The organism is Flavobacterium sp. EDS (genome assembly GCF_020991525.1).
In the GTDB taxonomy this organism is placed as follows: Bacteria; Bacteroidota; Bacteroidia; order Flavobacteriales; family Flavobacteriaceae; genus Flavobacterium.
Window position 1 is genome coordinate 127,435 of sequence record NZ_JAJMOZ010000009.1, and the last position, 22,783, is coordinate 150,217.

A 22,783-nucleotide genomic window follows, 5' to 3' on the forward strand; every position below is an offset into this window, starting at 1 on the left:
TTAAATCTTGCTTTTTTTATTTGTGTTTTTGGATGATGGCAAATCCTCTTTACGTTCACCAATTTGTTGCCTCCACATTGCATAATACAACCCTTTTTTATCAACAAGTTCATGGTGAGTTCCTTGTTCAATAATTTTTCCACGTTCGAGTACAAAAATAGTATCGGCATGCATAATAGTGGATAGTCGATGAGCAATTAGAATAGTAATTTGTTGTTTATCAACAGATATTTCTCTAACAGTTTGCGTAATTTGAGATTCAGTGAGGGAATCTAAAGCAGAAGTTGCTTCATCGAATATCAATATTTTTGGTTTGCGTAATAGAGCTCTAGCAATAGAAAGACGTTGCTTTTCACCACCCGAGAGTTTTTTTCCACCTTCACCCAAAACAGTATCAAGCCCTTTACCTGAATTTAATATTATTGGAGTTGCAGATGCTTTTTTTATGGCCGAAAGCATTTCTTCTTCAGTAGCATCTGGCTTAACAAATAATAGATTTTCACGAATAGTTCCTGAAAATAGTTGCGTATCTTGTGTTACAAAACCCATTTGTCTTCGAACATGATTGTATCGTAAATCTTTAATAGAAATATCATCATAAAGGATATCGCCTTCAACGGGGCGGTATAGCCCCACCAATAGTTTTACAAGAGTTGATTTTCCTGAACCAGATGGACCTACAAAAGCAATATTATCTCCAAGTTTAGCTTTAAACGAAATGTTCTGAATAGCATTATAAGTTGCATTTTTATGCTTGAAAACGACATTGTTAAAATGTAATTGACTAATTGAACCAACTTCTACAGGTTCTTCAGGACTATATTCAGGTTCTTTTTGCATTAATTCATTAAACAAAAATAAAGCAGTCTCAGCTTCACGATATGAGATAATTATACTTCCAAGATCTTGTAATGGGCTAATGATTCCAGAAGATATAAATTGCATTGAAATAAGTTCACCAGGAGATAAAACATTCTTAAAAATTAACCACAATAAAATAAACAGAATAGACTGTTTAAGAAATATCAAAATACTACCTTGAAGAAAAGTAAGCGTTCTCATTTTCTTGACTTTTTCCATCTCTAAGTCGTAAATTTCTTGAGTATGAACCTTTAAACGTCGAATTTCGGGATAGGTAAGCCCTAGACTTTTTACTAGTTCTATATTCCGTAGACTCTCCGTTATAGTACCACTCATTTGCCGATTTTGTCGAATGAGCGAACGTTGCAAGGTTTTAATTGATTTGCTTAAAATACTAGTCAATCCTCCCAAGATAACAACACCAATAAAAAAAACAGGAATAAGCGCCCAATGCTTAGTAACTGCATACCACATTAAGAAACCAATGCCTACTACCGAAGTAAATAAGATGTTTATAAATGCTGAAATAAATTTCTCAGTATCAGTGCGTACTTTTTGTAAAACAGACAATATTTCTCCACTACTTTGGTCTTCAAATTCCTGAAAAGGTAATCTAAGTGTTTGCCTTAGTCCGTCATTGAAAATTTGCATTCCAAATTTTTGTACTATCATTCGCAATACATAGTCCTTGAGTGAAAGAAATAAACGAGCCGCGAGAGCAATAACAACTGCTATTATTAATAGTTTTATGACACCATTTTCTTTACTATTGTCGCTTTGGTTGTTTTTTAAAGCATAATCATCTATAATTTTTCCGAAAATGATGGGATCATAAAGAGAAAGAATTTGTGAAATACCAGCAAAGATCAAAACTAAAACTATGAGCCAACTGTATGGTTTGAGATATTTCCAGAATAAAATCATATAAATTTTAATTGAAATGAAATATAAAGATATTAAATTAACCCATTAGATGTGATTCGCATTCGACGCAATAAAACCTAAGATTTATAAATTATATTTTATAGTGCAATTCGCAGGTAGCAATTTATTTAATAAGTAATAAAATCACGTAAAACTATACCAGTTAGTTAACTGGAGAAGGAGCTTAAATCTTTTTTAAGAATAAAAACTATTAAATGAATAATTAAATTATACCTGTATTTACTGTCGTTACACTCTTTTTATACCACAAATAAATAGACTTAGAGTTTCTTATTACTTTTAATTTTTTAGGCATTTTTTTTAAACCAGTAGGTACTAGTAGGATTATTTTGGATAAGTATATATTTTTGATTTTCTATAAAATGTAAATAATTATAAGATTGGTTTTTACTTAAAACATAAGTTCTGATTATTTACTTTTATAAGTCTATAATAATTAACCAACAAACTATATTAATAAGTAACAATGAATGAAATTTTAATCAAAAAAACAACCCGTTTTTTTACAGAAAAATTTGGGAATGAACCTCAAAAAATAATTCTTTCACCAGGAAGAATCAATATAATTGGTGAGCATATTGATTATAATGATGGATATGTATTACCGGCCGCTATAGATAAAATTATTTGTTTTGCTTTAGAAAAAAACAATTCTCAAAAATCAAAAATTTACGCAATAGATTTAAATGATGAATTAGAATTAGATTTAACAAAAGAAATTCAATTGAGCGATATTGTATGGACAAATTATATTTTAGGTGTTGTAAAACAGCTTCAGGATAATGGTTTCTCTTTAGAAGGATTTAATTGTGTTTTTAGCAGTAATATTCCAGTAGGTTCAGGATTATCATCTTCGGCAGCATTAGAATGTGGGATGATTTTTGGTATAAAAGAACTTTTTAATCTTACTATCAATAAAGTAGATATTGCATTATTAGGACAAAAAGCAGAACATTGGGTAGGAATTAATTGTGGTATCATGGATCAATTTTCCAGTGTTCATGGATTAGAAAATAAAGTAATTAAATTAGATTGCAAAACGCTTGAATTCGAGTACCACGAAGCAAATTTTAATAATTATGCCTTGGTGTTATTTGACAGTAATGTAAAACATTCGCTATTTACATCTGAGTATAATACGCGTCGTGAAGAATGCGAAAAAGGACTATCGATAATCAAAAAATATTTTCCAGAGATCAAGAGTTTTAGAGATTGTCAAGAAAGCCAATTATTAAGCATTCGAGACAAAATGGATGAAATTGTTTTTAAAAGAGTGCATTATGTTATAAATGAAATTAGACGTGTTGCACAAGCATGTGATGCTCTTGATAATGGAAATATAGAACTTTTAGGACAACTATTATTTGATACTCATAAAGGTTTGTCTGTTGATTATGAGGTTAGTTGCGAAGAGTTAGACATGCTTGTTGCAACAGCAAAAGAGGATGATGCTATAATAGGTTCTAGATTGATGGGTGGGGGATTTGGAGGCTGTACAATCAATTTAATTAAAAAAGGACAAGAAAATGAGGTGAAAAATAAGTTTTCGTCCCTTTATTTAGATATATTTGGGATTGAATTAAAATTTTATGACGTAAGAATAGGAAACGGAACATCACTTTACACCTTAGATAAATAAATGAGAAACTTTAACATTAATGAAGACCCCCACAGAAGGTACAATCCATTATTAAACGAATGGGTACTTGTTTCACCTCATAGAGAAAAACGTCCTTGGCAAGGACAAAATGAACTAGTTGTAACAGAACCTTTGCCGAAATACGATTCAACTTGCTATTTGTGTCCAGATAATGTAAGAGCTAACGGAATAAGCAATCCCAAATACGAAGGTAGCTTTGTTTTCGATAATGATTTTGCTGCGATGAAGCAAGATGAAATTATATATGAAGAAGATATCAAGTATACTTTTTTCTTAGCTAAACCAGAAAGAGGAATTTCAAGAGTGGTTTGTTTCTCACCAAGACATGATCTTACATTGCCAGAAATGGAAATTAAGGACATTGAAAATATTATTAAAACTTGGCAAAAAGAATATGCTGACTTAGGTGCAATTAAATACATCAATTATGTTCAGATTTTTGAAAATAAAGGAAGTGTTATGGGATGCAGTAATCCACATCCGCATGGACAAATTTGGGCACAAGCATCATTGCCAACTCAGGTAGAAAAAACACAAAATAGCTTAAAAAACTATTTTAACAAATACGATACCACGCTTTTAGCTGATTATCTTAAAGCCGAATTAAATAAAGAAACTCGTATTGTTATTGAAAATGATCATTTTGTAGCTTTAGTTCCTTTTTGGGCAGTATGGCCGTATGAAACGATGATTATAAGTAAGAGAGTTTTCGGAAGAATAACTGATTTTACTGCAGAAGAATCTGTTGCATTTGCGACTATATTAAAACAGTTAACAATAAAATACGATAACCTTTTTAACACCTCTTTTCCATATTCATCAGGAATTCATCAAGCTCCAACAGATGGAAACGAACACCCAGAATGGCATTTTCATATGCATTTTTATCCACCATTATTACGATCTGCTTCTGTTAAGAAATTTATGGTTGGCTACGAAATGTTAGGTGAGTCACAAAGAGATTTAACTCCAGAAAAAAGTGCAGCTCATTTAAGAGAGCAATCAAATATTCATTATAAAATGGAATCATAATTTTATATTGATAAAATACGATTTATCGTTCATTTTTATTTGTCTTTTCCCATTAGATAAATGAATATTGAATAAGATTAAGGAAGTTTAGGCTTCCTTTTTTTGTTTTTTTATCCTATTTTTACTTAAATAGTATTAATTATCAGTTTGTTTCGTAATGAAATCAAAAGATTATAAGCGAAATAAATTGAAAATCATTTAAATAAAAAGTTATGAAAATAGGATTAATAGGATTTGGAAAAACAGGAAAATCGGTTGCTTCAGTGTTACTAGAAAATAAGGCTTTTTGTTTAGAATGGGTTTTAAGGCAAAGTACAGTACTTGAACATCGATCAGTTCCAGAATTTTTTGGAGTTCCATCAGATGAGCCAGGATTAATATATTCAAGCTCAAAAACAACTATAAAAGAGCTCTTAGACAAGCATCCCGTAGATATTATAATTGACTTTTCTTCAAGCTTAGGTATTCATACTTATGGCGAGGTTGCAGCACAAAGAGGAATTAAAATTATATCTGCAATATCTCATTATACAGAAAAAGAGTTAAACCTTCTGAAAAAATTAGCCATTAAAACAACTGTATTTTGGTCTCCAAATATTACATTAGGGGTAAATTATTTGTTATTTGCCGCTAAATTTTTAAAGAAAATTGCTCCTTGGGTAGATATTGAAGTAAACGAAGAACATTTTAAATTAAAACAAGGAACGTCAGGCACGGCTATTAAAATTGCGGAAGCTCTAGATGTCGAAAAAGAAAATATAAATTCGGTTAGGGCAGGAGGTATTGTAGGAAAACATGAAGTAATATTTGGATTTCCATATCAAACGGTGCGACTTATTCACGAATCAATTTCAAGAGAAGCATTTGGAACAGGGGTTGTTTTTGTAGCTGAAAATATTGAAAATAAAGAAATAGGATTGTATAATTTTGAAGATATTTTAGCCCCTTATTTTCAAATGGACAATTAGAATTTATAGTTAAATAATTCCATAGAAATATTGATTTAAATGGATATTTCTATGGGATTTAGTGTTTCTCAATTTAGCATTTAAAGAGATTAAGTTTATATTTAAGTTTTTTTTGTTCCCACTTTATCAATAGGCCTAAAACGTAATGCACTCCAAGTTTCATCTATAGAAATAGCAGTTACAGTTTTAAGTCTAAATTCTTCTGCAGTTACTCGAATTGTATCTCTGTTTATATCGGTTTTAATTTTTGAAGTCCCTTTTGGATACGCAAACCATAAAACACTATCAGATTCGATATTTTCTAAATCATATTTAAGAAAGTTTAAAAACTCTTGGTTATTATTAATAAAAATCAAGGTGTTTGTGCTTTTTGTTTTTTTATCAAAAGTAATTTTCATTCCAAGTTTAATAAACTCTTCTTTTATTTCTTTAGGTGCATTAAGAACAATCCCGCTGTCCTTAAATTTTAATTTTTTAATAACGTCTTGCATTGTTTATACATTAGTTGGTTTTATGGCTAATGTATGTATTTTTTATTTGTTGTTAATTTAATTTTAGACATTCTAATGAATAATAAACGCAGATAAATAATTATTTTTCGATAGTTCTAAGTGCCTTTTTAACTATATATGTTGTTTGTTTTGTAGGGCTAATTTCTTTCCATTTTTTGCAAATCTCAATGACAAAATCAGGATCACTTTTGCTGGCATCATTTAGCCAGTTCCCAATGCTATCTTGTACGTATTTTGCATTATCTGATTTTAGAGGTTCTAAAATAATTAAGCCTAATTCAGGGTTATGTTTTAATATTTCAAGATGCTCACACCAAACTCCTCTGGGTCTTGTAGCTTCACTAGCAAACCTTCTTATATTCTGGTCAGAGTGTTTTGTCCATTCTGATAAAATGGTTAAGCTTTCGTTTAAATTTTTAGCTATAGAAGGTCTTACTGCTAGCCAGCAAATTTCTCTAACACCAAAATGGTTATCAGCTGCAAAAGGCTGAATTTGATCTAACATTTCACTAATTGATAGTTCTGCGTTCTTTCCAATAGTATAAGTTGCCCAACATCTAACTAAGTCTGATTTATGAGCTGAAATTATTGTAAAAAGTTCACTATCATTTTCCAGTTTAGCTAATCTAAAAAGACTAGTTCCAATAGTTTCATTTATAGTATTGACAGTTTGTTTTTTTAGTGCCTCAATATTTGTAATAATTGGCTCCAAATATTTAGAACGATTGGCTTGCTGAAGAACGTTTTTAAGTAACAGTTTTTGATCAATAGCTAACCATTCTACTAAATTGGCAGTTTCAATTTCCCCTTTATTAAGTTTATCTAAAATATCGACGGGTATGTCCTTAGTTGAGCGCGAACCTTTACGTTTTATTTCTGTCATAATAATTTATAAATTCTCTAATAAAGTATCGATTAGTTAGCACAAACATTGGCTTTGCTAAAATAGATGTTTATTATTTTATTAATTTTGTAAAGATTCAAAACATTATCTGTATCTGCAATAGCGCATAATTTTAGCACATAGGGATAAAAAAGTCACTATTATGAAAACAAAGGAAAGAAGTTCAGAAAATAAAATTTGTCCACTAGAAGTAGCAGTCAATTCTATTAGTGGAAAATGGAAAGTTCCTATTGTTTGGCAAATCAATGAAGGCAAAAAACGTCCAAGTGAATTTTTACGTGGAATAGCAAAAGTAGACAGGAGAGTTTTGAATCAACAGTTAAAAGAAATGGAACAAGACGGTATTTTGACTAAAGTGTCTTTTAATGAATTACCACCAAGAGTAGAATATTCACTTACGGAATTAGGAGAAAAATTGGTTACAATTTTATGGATGCTAAATGATTGGGGGAAATTAATGCTTCCTGTTGAGGAAGATTAATTTATTTTGCGAAAACGATTTTACAGACTATCAGCAAATTGTATTATTTATTAAATTAAAGTTGTTCTCTTTTAATTATAAAATAGGCTAGTTCTTCATTATCTCTTATCAGATTATCTCTTCTTTCAAAACCAGATTTTTGCAATACATTTTGTGAGCCACTGTTGTCAAGATCAGTTATGGCAACTACTTCAGGAATATTGGTGTTTGCAAAACAATATTGAGTCATAGCTTTGCATACTTCAGTAGCGATGCCTTTACCCCAATATTCTTTACTAAGAACATATCCAATCTCTATTTGAGTGCTGTTGTGTACAAAAATACGCGCAACACACATCCCTATAAAATTGTTGTTTGTAGTGTCAAATATTGCCCAACGGCTAAGATTACCCTTTTCATAATTTTCAAGTAATTCTTTAAACATTTCTATATACCTCTCAGCAGAAGTTTCTGGTAAGTATTGGATAACTTCAGCATCTTTAAACAAGTTTAAAAATGTTTGTTGCTCTTCTGGCAAAAATTCACGAATGATTATCCTTGGGCTTTGGTATAGGTTTGTCATGTTATTGATGTGCATTTATCAAAAGTAAAAAAATAAAATACATATATTCGCAAATAAGAAAATAGTTAGTGTTAAAATGGAAATAGAACAGATAATAAGATTTATTTTGCCTTTGGTAAGTATTGTCATGGGATTAGCAATAAGAAATTCAGATAATGAAAATTATGCCTCTATAAAAAAGTATTGGTGGTTTTTTGTTGTGATAGGGGTACTTTTATTCTCCTACAGATTATATAATTTTTTGAATTAATTAGCATAATGACTTGATGTACAATTTAGTTTATTGAGAATGATTATGTGATTAAAAATTATGTCGTAGTACTTAAATAATTGATTATATTTATTGTAAGATAAGTTTACAAATTAAATGCTTAGTAGTTATTGCTTTTTATTTTAAAGTAAAAGTTTATATTATTGTATTTAATGACTTTTAAATCAGTGTTTAGTTAGAATAATATTATTAATAATCAATCAATGTTTACGCTATGAAATTTCTAAAATTATTAGTCCTTATATGCTTCTTACTATTTAATTTTTTAGATGGTTTTTCGCAAAATTTAAAGCCAGGTTTCGATAAAGCTGAATATAGAGAATTAATATATTTAGCTACTCAATCGACAGAATCTCCTGAAAAAGCAAAACTAATTCCTCAGCCAGAACACTCAAAATTGGTGTATAGAAGTAAGCCAATAGGACTGGATAATCTTTGGGAGTTATGGCTAAAAGATGGAAATACAGCTGTATTATGCACAAGAGGAACTACTGAAAAAGGAGAAAGCTGGCTTGCTAATCTTTATGCGGCAATGACACCAGCAAAAGGAGAAATGAAAATTTCTAATTCAGAGACATTTGAGTATGAATTATCTACAAATAAAGACGCAGCAGTTCATACAGGATATCTGTTAAGTACCGCTTTTATATCTAAAGAAATGCTTCCAAAAATTGATTCTTGTTATAATTCAGGAATTAAGAATTTCATAATAATGGGACATAGCCAAGGTGGAGGTATAAGTTATCTACTTACGGCTCATTTTTATAGTTTACAAAGTAAAGGTAAACTACCTGCTGATATTCGTTTCAAAACGTATTGTAGTGCTGCACCAAAACCAGGGAATTTATATTTTGCATATGATTATGAACGTAAAACGCAAAACGGTTGGGCATTTAATGTAGTAAGCGCCGCAGATTGGGTACCTCAAACGCCTTTTTCGGTTGAAACGCCAGAAGATTTACCAATAGTAAGTCCAATTGCAATGGTAGAAGAAACTATTAAAAATCAGACTTTTTTTAAGAGAATGTTTTTAAATATGGTTTATGGAAAACTAACAGATCCATCCCGTAAAACTGTTAAGACATATCAAAAAATATTAGGTAAAGAAATGGCAAAAAGAGTGAAAGAATTTTTACCAGAATTTGTACCACCTCCATTTTATAATAGTAACAATTATGTGAGAACTGGAAATACGATTGTTCTATATCCGAACCCCAATGATATAAATTATTATGAAAAATTCCCAAATAATACAAAGGACATAATGATGCATCATTCTTTTCCACCTTATTTATATCTCTTAAATCAGCTAGAGTAAGTTAACGATCTTAGAATTAAATTGTTATTAAGTTACTCTTAATCACTTGATAAGTAAGTCCCATCGGACATTATGTTTATAGGAAAGATATTTTTTTCAAAAGAACCCCATCGGGGTGTTATATTTAATAATCTGAGATCGGTATCGCTCCACTAGAGCTATTAAAAACAATTTCTTGCGTCTCGTAACTTCGATATCGGCAAAAAATAATAACTAAAAATAGCGATTGCATAACCTGAAACTTGAAACCAAAAATTTAAAACCTGAAACTAAAAAAAAACTAATTAGAAGTAATCTGATACGCACATCTTCTGTCACCTCCGATGATATGGCTAACGCGATTAATTATAATATCGTTACCTAATACTGATCTAAAAGTATTTAATTCAGAAGAACAAAAACCTTGACATATAGTTGCGGCCGCACAAATTGGACAATGATTTTCGACCAAAAGATAGCCATCATCATTTTTTGAGTACTCGGCCATATAACCTTCTCGGGTTCTTATTTCGACAAGTTTTTGTAATTTTTGTTCAAGGTTATCGATAGTATCAATTTCTTCATGATACTTCTTTTTTCCTGTTTCTTCATAAACATCTATAACCGTTTGCAAAGCATTTTCACCCATTGCATTAATAATGTTTATCAACTTTAGAGTTAATTCAGCGTGCGTGTCTGGAAATTTTGCATTTCCATTTGAAGTTAGGCTAAATGTTTTTTGAGGTCTACCCACACCTTTGGATTCTTCTTGTGGATGAATAAGATCCTCTTCAACAAGTTTAAGTAGCTGTTGTCTAACCCCTTCCTTTGTTATCTTAAGTTCATGCGCAATTTCAAGAGCCGTAAGAGGACCTCGCATTTTGAGTAGCATTAATATCTTATTTGTAGTCATAAATCAATAAAACAAGTATTTAGTTGTTTTATTATGCAAAATTATTAATTTTGCATAACTTATCAAAGCTGATTGGAAGATTTTATCCACCTAAACTCAATCAATATTGTAAGTTACAGAATTTAAAAACGTAAAATTATAGATTATGTTATTAGAATTACAAGAGCTTCCCATTAGTTCATATAATATGATTGACTTTCCTGTATACATCGTTCCGTACTGGAATGTACTTATGAAATTTACAATTAGTATATATCCTCAACTATAGATTTTAGAAATCTCAAAAATCTTTAATTAAAATTAAAGCAGTTTTTACAATGTGCTCAGCAACCTAGAATAGTATTCAGATTGGGCGGGGGATACCTATGTCTAAAAATTAGCAATACACAAAAATTATAACGCAATAAATAACTCAATAATTTAATAATCAGAATATGGAAATAATAAATAAAATAGATGCTTCAGGCATACAAACACTAGATCTACGTAACTATAAATCTAATGGAGAAGATTTTATAGTATTTGATATTGTACCATTTCTAATAGAAGATTTTCTATTACAGGAAAAAATATTTCGATCAGAAATGGCTCAAATAGATTGGAATCAATTTACAGGAAAAGACGTTGTTATCTGTTGTTCTAATGATGCGATTATACCACTTTGGGCTTATGCATTAATTAGTTCACTCTTAGCTCCTCATGCATCTGTAGTGGTGTATTCAACAATAGGGAATCATGAAAATCTTTTATGGATGGAAAGAATAAGAAAGATAGAATTTTCGGCTTTTATCGGTCAGAAAGTGGTTTTAAAAGCAAATACAGCTATACCCGAAGAAATTCTTGTATTGGCTACAAGTCAGTTAATAAAATATGTACAAACCTTAATGTGGGGAGAAGCAGGTTCTCCTTTAATGATTTATAAAAGAAAATAAGAGATATAATGAAAAAAATAATAGCAATTCTGTTCATAGGAACTCTTTCGATAGTTTCATGTAATACAAAAAGTACAGAACAAATAGAAAGTCCGACAGCATATCCAACACTTATATTAAAGGCTCAAGAAGCAAATGTTTCTATTGAATTTCCAACAACATTAGAAGGAGAACAAACAGTCGAAATACGTTCTAAAATTGACGGATATATAGAGCAGGTTTATGTAGAAGAAGGTTCGGTTGTAACCAAAGGGAAGCCTTTATTTAAAATAGACGCTAATAGTTATTTACAAGAAGTAAACAACAAAAAAGCGGCAGTTCTAGCAGCCGAAGCCAGCTTGGAAACAGCAGTTATACAAACCAAAAGAACGGCAGCATTGGCAGAAAAAAAGATAATAAATAACTACGAATTAACATCTGCCAAGAATATAGAAAGAGTAAAAAGAGCTGAATTAAGTCAGGCAAATGCAGATTTGTCAGCTGCTAAATCAAAGCTTGCTTTCACCAATATAGTGAGTCCAATAAATGGAGTAGTAGGAAGCCTACCGTATAAGATAGGAAGTTTGGTGAGTAGTTCTGCACCAGATCCTATAACTACAGTTGCTAATACCAAAAACGTTTTTGCTTATTTCTCATTAAGTCAGCAACAATTAAATTCTTTTTTGAGTCAATATTCAGGAAATCAATTAGAAGAAAAATTTAAGAATATGCCAGCCGTTTCTTTAGTTACTGCTGATGGAGAAACATATCCACTAAAAGGAAAAATTCAAACTTTAAGTGGTGTATTAAATGCAAGTACTGGAGCTGCTAATTTTAAAGCAGTTTTTCCAAATCCAGATGCTAAACTTTGGAGTGGGGCAAGCGCTACGATTGTTATTCCAACACAATTAGACGGTGCAATTCTGGTTCCTAAAAAGGCAGTATTTGAATTGCAAGGGCGCTTTTTTGTCTTTACTGTAGATGCAAAAAACGTAGCACATAATACTGAAATAAAAATAAGAAACACTGCAACCGAAAAAGAATATGTAGTAACCGAAGGCGTAAAATCTGGAGATACTATAATTGTTGACGGAATTGGGAATTTAAGAGATGGAATGAAAATAGCACCGATAGCTTCTTTAGCTAAAAAATAATAAATCATGTTTAGAAAATTTATAGAAAATCCGGTATTATCCACCGTAATATCGATAATAATAGTGATTTTAGGATTATTAGGATTGGCTTCATTGCCTATCTCTCAATATCCCGAAATTGCTCCACCTACAGTTGTTGTAACAGCTTCGTATCAAGGAGCAAGTGCCGATGTGGTCATGAAAAGTGTGATTGTTCCTCTAGAAGAACAGATAAATGGAGTAGAGAATATGAGCTATATGACTTCTACTGCAAGCAGCAATGGTAATGCATCAATAACGATATTCTTTAAGCAGGGAACTAACCCTGATATGGCTGCAGTAAATGTTCAGAACAGAGTTACAAAAGCTACAAGTTTATTACCTAATGAGGTCATAAAATCTGGGATTACAACAAGCAAGCAACTAAGCAGTACTGCTTTTAGTTTTTTGTTATATAGCAAAGATGGAAAGTATGATGAAAAATTTCTTGATAATTATTTGAGAATAAATATTATGCCAGAGATGAAACGTGTCGAAGGTGTAGGTGGGACAGAAATTTATACGAGTCAGGAATATTCAATGCGTATTTGGTTAAAACCTGATGTGATGGCAAGTCAAGGTCTTGTTCCTGATGATATCATCGCGGCATTAAAAGAACAAAATATCGAAGCAGCCCCAGGGAAAATTGGAGAAAATAGTAAAGAATCAGTTCAATATGCTCTAAAATTTACAGGAAGATTAGAAAGCCCTGCTGCCTTTGAAAACATTGTTTTACGAAGTGGTAAACAGGGGAGTTTATTACGCTTAAAAGATGTAGCTGCTATTGAGTTTGGTGCTTTAGATTATACGACTTCATTAATTACCCAAGGAAAAGTTTCTTCGGGAGGAGCGATAAGTCAAATTTCAGGATCCAATGCCAGAGAGCTTATTATTGCTTGTGAAGACATCTTAAAAAAAGCATCTAAAGATTTCCCTCCAGGGTTAGAGTATCATACATTTCTAAATGCCAATGACTTTTTAGACGCTTCAATCGAAAAGGTGGTTTATACTATTATTGAAGCTTTTATTCTGGTTTTTATTGTTGTATTTATCTTTTTGCAAGATTTTAGATCTACATTAATTCCAGCAATTGCAGTTCCAGTATCGATTATCGGTACCTTCTTTTTCTTGAAGTTATTTGGCTTTACGATTAATTTATTGACTCTTTTTGCTTTGGTTCTTGCTATTGGTATTGTCGTGGATGATGCAATTGTAGTTGTTGAGGCCGTTCATGCAAAATTAGATCAAGGCGCAAAATCGGCTAAGAAAGCGACTATACATGCTATGAGCGAGATTAGTGGAGCGATTATATCAATCACCTTAATTATGTCGGCAGTATTTATTCCGGTTACATTCATTACAGGTTCGGCGGGTGTGTTTTACAAACAATTCGGATTAACATTGGCAGTAGCCATATTAATTTCGGCCGTTAATGCATTGACTTTGAGTCCTGCTCTTTGTGCTATATTATTAAAACCACACGATTCACAAAAATCAGATCATCCCAAAGGTTTCTTGCCTAAATTCTATGCGAGTTTTAATGTAGCTTTTGAAACGGTTACAAATAAATATATTAATGCAGTTCGATTCCTGATTCGTAGAAAATGGATATCCTTAGTTGCAATTGCAATTTTCGGAATAGTGTTCTATGTACTTATGAAAAATACGCCAACAGGTTTTGTACCTAATGATGATGGAGGAGCTATTTTTGGAAATGTAGTTTTACCACCATCTTCAACTCTGGAACGTACCGAAGAAATTACCAAAGAAATTGATAGTATTGCGAGAAGTATTCCTGAAATAGAACTTTCATCGACACTTTCTGGAATGGATTTAATTCATGGAAATGGAGGTTCTTATGGAGCATTGTTTATTAGGCTAAAGCCATGGAACGAAAGAAAAGGCAAAACTCAGGACGTTAACTCAATCGTTGGTCAGTTGTTTGCAAAAACAGCACATATAAAAGGGGCAAGTATTATTTTCTTTGCTGCACCAACCTTACAAGGATTTGGAAATAGTAACGGATTCGAAGTGCAATTGCAAGATAAAACAGGAGGCAGCTATCAGAATTTTGATAAAAATATCGGAAAATTTATGGCGGCGATCAATCAAAGACCTGAGATTATGTATGCAACAAGTCCGTTTAATATTGGATTCCCAGAAATGGAAGTCAATGTAAACGTAGCAAAGTGCAAAGACGCAGGTGTGTCTGTAAATACAGTGCTTAATACGCTCCAAGGGTATTTTGGCGGAATTTATGCTTCGGATATTAATAGATTTGGAAAACAATATCGGGTGATGTTACAATCGCATCCTGACTATAGAGCAAAAGAAAGTGATATCAATAAAATATTTGTTAGAACAGATAAAGGGGCAATGGCTCCAATATCGGAATTTGTAATGTTGAAAAAAACATATGGTCCAGAATTTCTAAATCGGTTTAATTTATTTACGTCTACTACAGTTACAGGCGCACCAAATGCAGGATATAGTTCTGGTGATGCGATAAAGGCAATCGAGGAAGTGGCTGCCCAAACATTAGACAGAGGATATACATATCAGTTTTCTGGTTTAACCAAAGAAGAACTTTCTAGCGGAAGCCAAACAACATTAATCTTTGGGCTTTGTTTGATCTTTATTTACTTTTTGCTAAGTGCGCAATACAAGAGTTATATTTTGCCATTTTCGGTATTGTTATCCTTACCAATAGGACTTGCGGGAGCATTTATATTTGCGAATCTTTTTGGGGTTGACAATAATATTTTCCTTCAGATAAGTTTGATTATGTTAATAGGTCTTTTGGCCAAAAATGCAATTCTTATTGTAGAGTTTGCACTATTACATCGCTTAAGCGGAAGAAGTCTAGTACAGTCAGCAATATTTGGAGCAAGAGCCAGATTAAGACCAATATTAATGACCTCTTTTGCTTTTATTTTCGGATTAATTCCATTGATGATTGCTACAGGAGCTGGAGCTTTAAGTAACAGATCAATTGGTACAGCTGCTGTTGGCGGAATGTTGATTGGTACATTATTCGGAGTTTTTGTAATTCCAGTGCTGTTTATCATTTTTCAATCTATGCAAGAAAAAATAGGCGGAGTAAAAGAACCAATTCATGAGCCGAGACAAATTGATTAAAGAAGGTTCAATGGTTCAGAGTAGCAAAGGGACAAAGGTTCAGAGGGAATAGTTTTGTGGTTATTTTACCGCGAAGGGCGCAAAGTTCCTTAACATGGATGGTTTTGTAAAACGCAAAGTTCGCAAAGTTTTGTGTTGAACCTGCTTTGTGGACGCTGTGAAAACCTTTGTGAAATCTACGGTTAAATTTTGACATAGACCATAATACTACAACAATCTTGTCACCCTGACGAAGGAAGGGTCTCATTAAGTTGCTCGACAAAGATTATGGAGTTTCTCGCGGAGATTTACTACGTCTGTTCGCTATCGCTCGAGTCTCCTGCGTCGAAATGACAATATTGGAGAGAGACTTTACTAGCGAACCTTGCGGTTAAAATTATAGATTAAAACAAAAAACATATTATAATGAATAAATACAATTATAAATTAATAGTTATTATACTGATTGTTGGCAGTATATGGAGTTCGTGTAAAATCACGAAACCTTATACAAAACCAGCAACAACAGTAACGTATCGTGAGCCTGATAATAAGGACACTACAAACATGGCAACAATGAAATGGTCAGAGCTATTTACAGATGTTAATTTGCAGCAACTTATTTCCGAAGGATTGGCGGCAAATCTAGATTTAAAGATTGCGGTAGAACGTATCAACCAATCAACAGCTAACCTTAGACTGAAAAAAGCTGCTTTTTTGCCTTCGGTAGATGGTAACGTTTCTGTAAAAGAATCCAGATTGGCTTTCCCGCAAGGGTTTGGGCTTTTTGACCAATCGACACAATATGATTTGGGTATTACTGCTGGATGGGAAGCAGATGTTTGGGGTAAATTAAAAAGTGCCAAAAAGGGAGCTATTGCCAATTTATTAGCTACAGATGCAGCTAAACGTGCCATTCAGACCCAACTTATTGCCAATATTGCTAATTCGTATTATGAGTTACTGATACTCGACGAACAATTAAAAGTACTTAAAAAGACAGCCAAAAATAGAGAAACCGATGCAGAAACGATTAAGGTTCTTTTCGAAAATTCGATTATTAATGGAGTAGCAGTGGTACAGAGCGAAGCCAATTTTTATGAAGCTGAATTAGCTATTCCGGATATCGAACAAAAGATAACTGAAACAGAACATGCTTTGTGTGTACTTCTGGCAAAATCTCCAACTAAGATTGAACGTAGTTCTCTAGAACAACAAAAACTTGTTTATGATTTAAAAATAGGAGTTCCGATGCAACTTCTTGCTAATAGACCAGATGTACAACAAGCCGAATATAATTTTAGAGCTGCATTTGAAGAAAGTAATGTTGCAAGAGCTTATTTCTATCCTGCTTTAACAATCAGTGGAGCAGCAGGTTTTTCTAGTTTTGGATTAAAAGATTGGTTTACAAATGGTGGACTTTTTGGCAATATAGCCGGAGGACTTACACAACCTATTTTTAATAAAGGAATCAATAAGGCAAGATTAGCTACAGCATTGTCTTTGCAAAAAGAAGCGCTATATAATTTTGAACTTTCGATGTTAAAAGCAAGCGAAGAAGTTTCGAATGCTTTGTCTAGATACGATAAAGCTACCTTAAAAGAAGAAAAAAGAAAAAAACAGTTAGAGGCTTTATTTAAAGCGGTAGATTTTAATAAAGAGTTATTAAATAATTCTACTACTAATTATACCGATGTATTAACAGCCGAACAGAACTTGCTAAATGCGCAACTAAAAGGAATTGATGATCAAAGCCAAAAATTACATGCAGTTGTAAGTTTATATCGCGCTCTTGGTGGCGGATGGAATTAGTTTAAGGTAATCTAAGAAAATAATAAAGCCCAATTCTATTTTTTTTAGAGTTGGGCTTTGGTTTTGTTTATAAGTCAATTAAGAACGTAGTCTTTAAAACAAAACACAAGCAACATTAATAAAGAAGTTTCGTCCTTGTCGCGGAATTTTATTCCAATCGGAGAATGTGCTATAATATTTATCAAGCATATTTTCTATTCCAGCCTGAATGTTTAGCTTGTTATGATTCCATGGCAATGTATATCCTGCATTTAAATTAAAAATCACATAATCAGGTGTTTTGTTTTCTCCATATACAGGAGCGAATTTTGTTTGTGTTAAATTTCCAGAGGCACCAAATCCTAGATTAAAGTGTTCTTTTTTGTATTGAATATTCCCCGAATAACGTAACGGACTTATAAATGGGAGATTATTGGTATGATTATCTTTTCCGTAGCTATAAACAAACATTGTTTTAAAGTTCCAATTTTCTGTAATTTTATATTCCAGATTCAAATCGGTATTAAAAATTGTAGCATAATTTAAAGCGTTATATACTTTTACTCCCGAAGCTCCAATAGTCATTGGTTGTATGTTGGTATCAATCTTGCCGACAATATAATCCTGAATATGAAAAAATGACGAAGTTAAACTAGAGGTAAATCTCTCGGTTTTAAATCCAAAAGAGAGATTCGCTTCAAATGATTTTTCATTTTCTAGATTAGGATTTCCGATATAATCATAAAAATCATTGCTGTTGTATAGATAATAGCCATAGCCTTCAGAAACTGATGGTGCTCTTTCGCCGTAGGCTAAACCCAAACCATATTCAAATTTATCATGATGCAAAATGTAATTTCCAGACAGACTTTTTAAGATTCTATTTTTGGATGCATTCATATCAGGATAAAATATCTGTAGGCTTTGCAAACCAAATTCATCTGCCACCTTATTTGATTGCATTCCGATATTTGCAGAAAGTTTGACGGTAGAGTTTGAGGAAACTTGTATTACATCTTCTAAATACACCCCGTTATATAATGTTCTAACATCGGGCCAAGTGTACATAAACATTGCGTTTTCACTAGGATTGTTAGGATACATGGTCATTTCGGCAATCGATTTATTGTAAAAACCATTAAGGTTTGTCATAAAGTGATGGTTTTTGAATTTCCCTTTTAATTTTGAATAGTATCCGTAGGTGTCTGACCAACCTGGCATATCCATATGAATGGGCACGTTTGGTCTTTTGGTATCGTCCATTCTGTGGGTTATGGTATTAAAATATACTTTCGTTTCCCAATTGGTGAAATGGGTAGAAGCAGGAATGTAATTGTAACGTAATGAGGTTATTGTGGCTTTTGCCAAAGAAACATCCATAGGTAGTGCAGGATAACCTACATCTGTAGCTTTATCATAAATTATAGAACCTTCTATTAAGCTTTTTTTGTTTAGATAATAGCCTGCCGTGGCTGATAGATTGTATTTTGTAAATTGAGAAAAATTAATCTCTTGATGATTTCCAGCTTTGTAATTTTCAGCATCGCGATAGGTAAAATCAGTATTGAAGTAAAATGAACTATGATTGTAGCCTATGGATGTTCCGATGATTTTTTGCTGATTATTAGTTTCGTAACCTGTTTTAAAAATTCCATTCCATCCAAGTTCTTTTTGAATAAGGTTAGACCGTTTCAGGTCAATAGCTCCACCAATTGTAGGTCCATGACAGCTTCCTTGCTGACCAGAAGCAATAGACGCTTCAGAAAGGTTTGACACTTCAACATAAGAGGTCACAGGATCCATTTTATCAGTACAAGCACCAAAAATCCGCATGCCATCTATTGTTATCACCGTTCGTTCGGTAGTCATGCTATTAATGATAGGTTCAAGAGCATATCCGCCTCTTCGTACCATATTTACTTTCGATGACTGCTGTAAGTATTCCTCGACTGTTGCTAACGATTTAGACTGTTTTTTGTATGTTGGTATTTTTTTACCAATAACAATTATTTCATTCAGACCTATTGGAGAAATACTGTCTTTTTCTTCTTTCTGTGCAAAACAAATACTTGTAAATGTTGCTAACAGAATTGTTGCTATAGTTTTCATAATATCATAAATAATTAGAACCAAGTGATAGCACTTGGTTCTTTCTTGTTAGTAATAAAATGATTAAAATTCAAGCTCAAAGAAGAGACTGCTAGATGCGTTTTCAGGAGTGACTACTTCTCCTTTTAATACCTCCCCAGAAGCATTTAAGAGTTGTATGTTGATTTTCCAATACCCAGTCATCGTTAAGGAAAGTTTTCCGTTATATAAATCTCCTGATACTGATTGTACTAAATCGGTATTGTTTGGCGAACTGTGATTACCCATACTAGGCATCCTAGGATCGATTTTTACTTTAAATTTATCAACTGTAGTAAATGTCATCATATCTTCCATTTTGTATAAACTTACAGTCATATTGTTTAAACCTATTTTAGGAGTTTTAGGAGAAATATATGCCAAAACATATCTTACACCATCTGTTCCTGTAAAAGAGTTTACGATACGTTTGTCTGAAGCAGTAACGCTTATCGGTGCCGTTACTGTATAATCAATAGCATTAATGGTATAATTAATTTTTAATTCCCAAAAATCAGAGGTGTTTTGAGCCATTTGAAAAATGATATTACCATTATATAGTGTTTGTTTATCGGAGACTTTTTCAATTAAAGATTTAGGGCAAGAATGTTTCATTGTAGCCATATTCATTATAGGCATCCAGTTAAGAGATGCATTGGTTACATATTTGTTGGTTGTTTTGTCTTTTATCCTTAATGAGATTTGATTGTAGCCTTGTGTAAGCTTTCCTGTTTCTGTATAAAGTTCAACAGTATGATTATCATTAGATAGTTCTTGAACTTTAATAAGTCCTGAAGTTTCGTTAATAGGGTTTTCTGGTGCTGAATCACTATCAGAGGAACAAGAAAAAAAGGAAATTGCTAAAATGAGGACTGATAAATATTTTAAATTTTTCATGAGTATTAAATTAAAAATGGATAATAAAATGCTTGTCGGTTGAAAGACCGAGAAGACAATTAAAAAAGATTTCAAAAATTAATACAGAAGGGCAGGTGGACGAAAGAGATGGTTAATATTAGAATAAGAATAGAAATTTCTAGGAAGTATGTCTTTCTTTACTATTGATTCAATAGCGAGGTTAAAATTAAAAGAATCCATTTTTTCAATAAATAATAAATCAATTCCTGTTGGGAAGATTTTTTTTTCTGTTGATGAAGGAGAATCATTCTCAGAGGCTTTGCTTAATTCTTTTTTTAAATAACATTTTCCTTTACAATCTAATTGTGGCAGGCTTTTGTTCTCACAAAGTTCTGTTGCTATATAATCATAATTAATGATGTAGTCCAAGACTGGAAATACTGGTCTTAAAATTATAGCTATTAAAAAGATGTAAGCAAGGCTTTTCATTATATTTCTTGAAACCACAAAGTTAAGAGCAACTTTTTTTGCAAAATATGATTCTTGTCATATTAAGTAAAAATTGAGATAAAGAGACTTTTTTTACTTTTATGAGGTCTTTTTTTTATTTATTTTAAGATAATAACTATTTGGTAACCAATAGAAAACGTTTTCGTTGGCTTTTACTTGTTAAAGCCTAGTGAAATTTCTTTTTTTGTTTCAATACTTTGTTTACTTTTGACCCCAAATGAGAAAATTAATTGTGCTATTTGTATATTTAGGATTGCTTCTGCTAGGCGGAGGGCAATACCTTAATGCGGGTACACATCAAAATTCTAATTCTTCTCATAGTTTAGAAAAAAAACACCGAGTAAAATTTACTAATCAAGATTCTGGCAGTTCATTAATTGAGGATGCCGACTTAGATATCGACGAAGAGCATCTTGGTGGTGATATCAAAGACGGAATTTCAGATAAACTTTTCACTGGAAATTATAGCTTATTAGATAATTGGTATTTGACAATCTCTTGTCAGTCACTTTTAAACCATTGTCAAAAGAATTTCAAAATCTTCACGCCATTTTGTGGCCAAACCAATCCTATTTATATTACTCAACGAGTATTAAGAATCTGATAAACAAGATACATCGGTTACCTAAAGTGTAATGATGCATATCTTGTGGTTGTATATTAAATTTACATCTTCTCGTATGACTGTTCATGCATAACTATGGCTACTGATGTTTTTTTTACATCTAAAGGAATCCTCGCATTCCAAGCATTCAATCGCTTAATTACCATTTTTATACCATGAAGAGAATAGTCGTGTTAACGGGCGTTATTGCCTTGTTGTACCTTACAAGTTGTACAACTAAAAAAGAAGAAAAAGAAGAAGCTGAAAAATTTACAGTGACCAATCCTGTAAAAATTGACACTTCATTTACTAAAGAGTATGTTTCGCAGATTAAGTCTGTACGAAACATCGAACTCCGCGCCCAGGAAAAAGGGTTTTTACAAAACATTTATGTTGATGAAGGACAGTTTGTAAAAGCAGGACAGGTGCTGTTTAGAATTCAGCCTAAAATGTACGAAGCAGAGTTGCTTAAAGCACAATCTGAGCAAAAAGCTGCAGAAATAGAATTACAAAATACAAAAACATTAGTAGCCAAAGACATCGTTTCAAAAAACGAGCAGGCGGTTGCTTTGTCTAAACTTCAAGCTGCAAAAGCCGAAGTTGCATTGGCAAAACTTCATTTATCATTTACTGAAATTAGAGCTCCATTTGATGGAACAATCGATCGTATTCCATTAAAATTAGGAAGTCTTGTCGAGGAAGGAGATCTATTGACGAGCCTTTCTGATAACAGTCAGATGTTTGCCTATTTCAATGTGTCAGAACCAGAATATTTACAATATCAAACTGATGTAAAAGATCGTGCAGCAACTAAAGTTAATTTGGTTTTGGCAAATGGTGAACTTTTTAAAGACAGAGGAAATGTTGAAGTTATCGAAAGTGAATTTAACAATGAAACAGGAAATATTGCTTTTAGAGCGAGATTCCCGAATGCTGCTAAATTACTTAGAAACGGAGAAACAGGACAAGTTCAGATGCTTGTACCTCTTAAAAATGCTATCGTAATTCCACAAAAAGCGACTTACGAAATTCAGGATAAAAAATATGTTTTTATAGTTGATAAAAATGATAAAGTTAGCTCTAAAGAAATCACAATTACAGGCGAAATTCCTGATTTATATGTGATTAAGAGCGGACTTACTGAAAATGATAAAATCTTACTTGAAGGTGTTCAGAAGGTAAAAGATAAAGACAAGATTAAATATGGCTATATCGCTCCTCAAAAGGTGATTAATAATTTACGATTAAAAGCGGAATAGGGCTAAGTATAAAGTAGCAGTGTGCAGT

Annotated in this window: 19 protein-coding genes; 11 read left to right on the plus strand and 8 right to left on the minus strand. The window is 32.2% G+C overall.

Annotated elements, in window-relative coordinates:
• On the minus strand, positions 1-1,785 hold the full coding sequence (locus tag LPB87_RS14135) for an ABC transporter ATP-binding protein (RefSeq protein ID WP_230728314.1): 1,785 nt from the start codon (positions 1,783-1,785) through the stop codon (positions 1-3).
• A gap of 487 nt (positions 1,786-2,272) precedes the next feature.
• Here LPB87_RS14135 and galK point away from each other — a divergent pair, with 487 nt between their 5' ends.
• The 3 genes from galK (at position 2,273) to LPB87_RS14150 (ending at position 5,466) form a co-directional block, all read left to right on the plus strand.
• Positions 2,273-3,445 carry a galactokinase gene (galK, locus tag LPB87_RS14140; protein WP_230728315.1) on the plus strand — a complete coding sequence of 391 codons (1,173 nt, stop codon included), beginning with the start codon at positions 2,273-2,275 and terminating at the stop codon, positions 3,443-3,445.
• On the plus strand, positions 3,446-4,498 hold the full coding sequence (locus LPB87_RS14145) for a UDP-glucose--hexose-1-phosphate uridylyltransferase (protein ID WP_230728316.1): 1,053 nt from the start codon (positions 3,446-3,448) through the stop codon (positions 4,496-4,498).
• A gap of 212 nt (positions 4,499-4,710) precedes the next feature.
• Positions 4,711-5,466, plus strand: a complete 756-nt coding sequence (locus LPB87_RS14150) for a dihydrodipicolinate reductase C-terminal domain-containing protein (RefSeq protein ID WP_230728317.1) — start codon at positions 4,711-4,713, stop codon at positions 5,464-5,466.
• 101 nt (positions 5,467-5,567) lie between these two features.
• Here LPB87_RS14150 and LPB87_RS14155 read toward each other — a convergent pair whose 3' ends face one another.
• Positions 5,568-5,957 carry a hypothetical protein gene (locus LPB87_RS14155; RefSeq protein ID WP_129538692.1) on the minus strand — a complete coding sequence of 130 codons (390 nt, stop codon included), beginning with the start codon at positions 5,955-5,957 and terminating at the stop codon, positions 5,568-5,570.
• Between the two features lie 100 nt (positions 5,958-6,057).
• A complete protein-coding gene (locus LPB87_RS14160; RefSeq protein ID WP_230728318.1) occupies positions 6,058-6,861 on the minus strand; it encodes a DNA alkylation repair protein in 804 nt (267 codons plus the stop codon).
• A 163-nt stretch (positions 6,862-7,024) separates the two neighbouring features.
• On the opposite strand from LPB87_RS14160, the gene LPB87_RS14165 reads away from it, so the two are divergent.
• Complete coding sequence (locus LPB87_RS14165; protein ID WP_230728319.1) at positions 7,025-7,363, plus strand: helix-turn-helix domain-containing protein; 339 nt, start codon at positions 7,025-7,027, stop codon at positions 7,361-7,363.
• A 55-nt stretch (positions 7,364-7,418) separates the two neighbouring features.
• Here the strand turns inward: LPB87_RS14165 and LPB87_RS14170 are convergent, their stop codons facing one another.
• Positions 7,419-7,940, minus strand: coding sequence for a GNAT family N-acetyltransferase (locus LPB87_RS14170; RefSeq protein WP_230728320.1), 522 nt, complete (start codon positions 7,938-7,940; stop codon positions 7,419-7,421).
• Positions 7,941-8,410: 470 nt separating this feature from the next.
• On the opposite strand from LPB87_RS14170, the gene LPB87_RS14175 reads away from it, so the two are divergent.
• Positions 8,411-9,514 carry a lipase family protein gene (locus tag LPB87_RS14175; RefSeq protein WP_230728321.1) on the plus strand — a complete coding sequence of 368 codons (1,104 nt, stop codon included), beginning with the start codon at positions 8,411-8,413 and terminating at the stop codon, positions 9,512-9,514.
• 280 nt (positions 9,515-9,794) lie between these two features.
• Here the strand turns inward: LPB87_RS14175 and LPB87_RS14180 are convergent, their stop codons facing one another.
• Positions 9,795-10,406, minus strand: a complete 612-nt coding sequence (locus tag LPB87_RS14180) for a metalloregulator ArsR/SmtB family transcription factor (RefSeq protein WP_230728322.1) — start codon at positions 10,404-10,406, stop codon at positions 9,795-9,797.
• A 434-nt stretch (positions 10,407-10,840) separates the two neighbouring features.
• On the opposite strand from LPB87_RS14180, the gene LPB87_RS14185 reads away from it, so the two are divergent.
• From LPB87_RS14185 to LPB87_RS14200, 4 genes are all read left to right on the plus strand, one after another.
• Positions 10,841-11,338, plus strand: coding sequence for a DUF2480 family protein (locus LPB87_RS14185; RefSeq protein ID WP_230728323.1), 498 nt, complete (start codon positions 10,841-10,843; stop codon positions 11,336-11,338).
• A gap of 8 nt (positions 11,339-11,346) precedes the next feature.
• Entirely contained in the window at positions 11,347-12,471 is a 1,125-nt protein-coding gene (locus LPB87_RS14190; RefSeq protein ID WP_230728324.1) for an efflux RND transporter periplasmic adaptor subunit, read from the plus strand.
• A gap of 6 nt (positions 12,472-12,477) precedes the next feature.
• Positions 12,478-15,627, plus strand: coding sequence for an efflux RND transporter permease subunit (locus LPB87_RS14195; RefSeq protein ID WP_230728325.1), 3,150 nt, complete (start codon positions 12,478-12,480; stop codon positions 15,625-15,627).
• A 405-nt stretch (positions 15,628-16,032) separates the two neighbouring features.
• Positions 16,033-17,418: an efflux transporter outer membrane subunit gene (locus LPB87_RS14200; protein WP_230728326.1), complete on the plus strand. Its 1,386-nt coding sequence runs from the start codon at positions 16,033-16,035 to the stop codon at positions 17,416-17,418.
• A 93-nt stretch (positions 17,419-17,511) separates the two neighbouring features.
• Here LPB87_RS14200 and LPB87_RS14205 read toward each other — a convergent pair whose 3' ends face one another.
• The 3 genes from LPB87_RS14205 to LPB87_RS14215 all read right to left on the minus strand — a co-directional run bounded on the left by LPB87_RS14205 (position 17,512) and on the right by LPB87_RS14215 (position 20,871).
• The gene (locus tag LPB87_RS14205) at positions 17,512-19,506 is read right to left on the minus strand and encodes a TonB-dependent receptor (protein ID WP_230728327.1); all 1,995 of its coding nucleotides are present in this window, start codon (positions 19,504-19,506) and stop codon (positions 17,512-17,514) included.
• Between the two features lie 63 nt (positions 19,507-19,569).
• Positions 19,570-20,421: a hypothetical protein gene (locus LPB87_RS14210; RefSeq protein ID WP_230728328.1), complete on the minus strand. Its 852-nt coding sequence runs from the start codon at positions 20,419-20,421 to the stop codon at positions 19,570-19,572.
• Positions 20,422-20,499: 78 nt separating this feature from the next.
• Entirely contained in the window at positions 20,500-20,871 is a 372-nt protein-coding gene (locus LPB87_RS14215) for a hypothetical protein (protein ID WP_129538680.1), read from the minus strand.
• Between the two features lie 238 nt (positions 20,872-21,109).
• On the opposite strand from LPB87_RS14215, the gene LPB87_RS14220 reads away from it, so the two are divergent.
• Together LPB87_RS14220 and LPB87_RS14225 are read left to right on the plus strand one after the other, a co-directional pair.
• Complete coding sequence (locus LPB87_RS14220; protein WP_129538679.1) at positions 21,110-21,496, plus strand: hypothetical protein; 387 nt, start codon at positions 21,110-21,112, stop codon at positions 21,494-21,496.
• Between the two features lie 176 nt (positions 21,497-21,672).
• The gene (locus LPB87_RS14225) at positions 21,673-22,755 is read left to right on the plus strand and encodes an efflux RND transporter periplasmic adaptor subunit (protein ID WP_230728329.1); all 1,083 of its coding nucleotides are present in this window, start codon (positions 21,673-21,675) and stop codon (positions 22,753-22,755) included.
• The last annotated feature ends 28 nt before the right edge of the window (positions 22,756-22,783 follow it).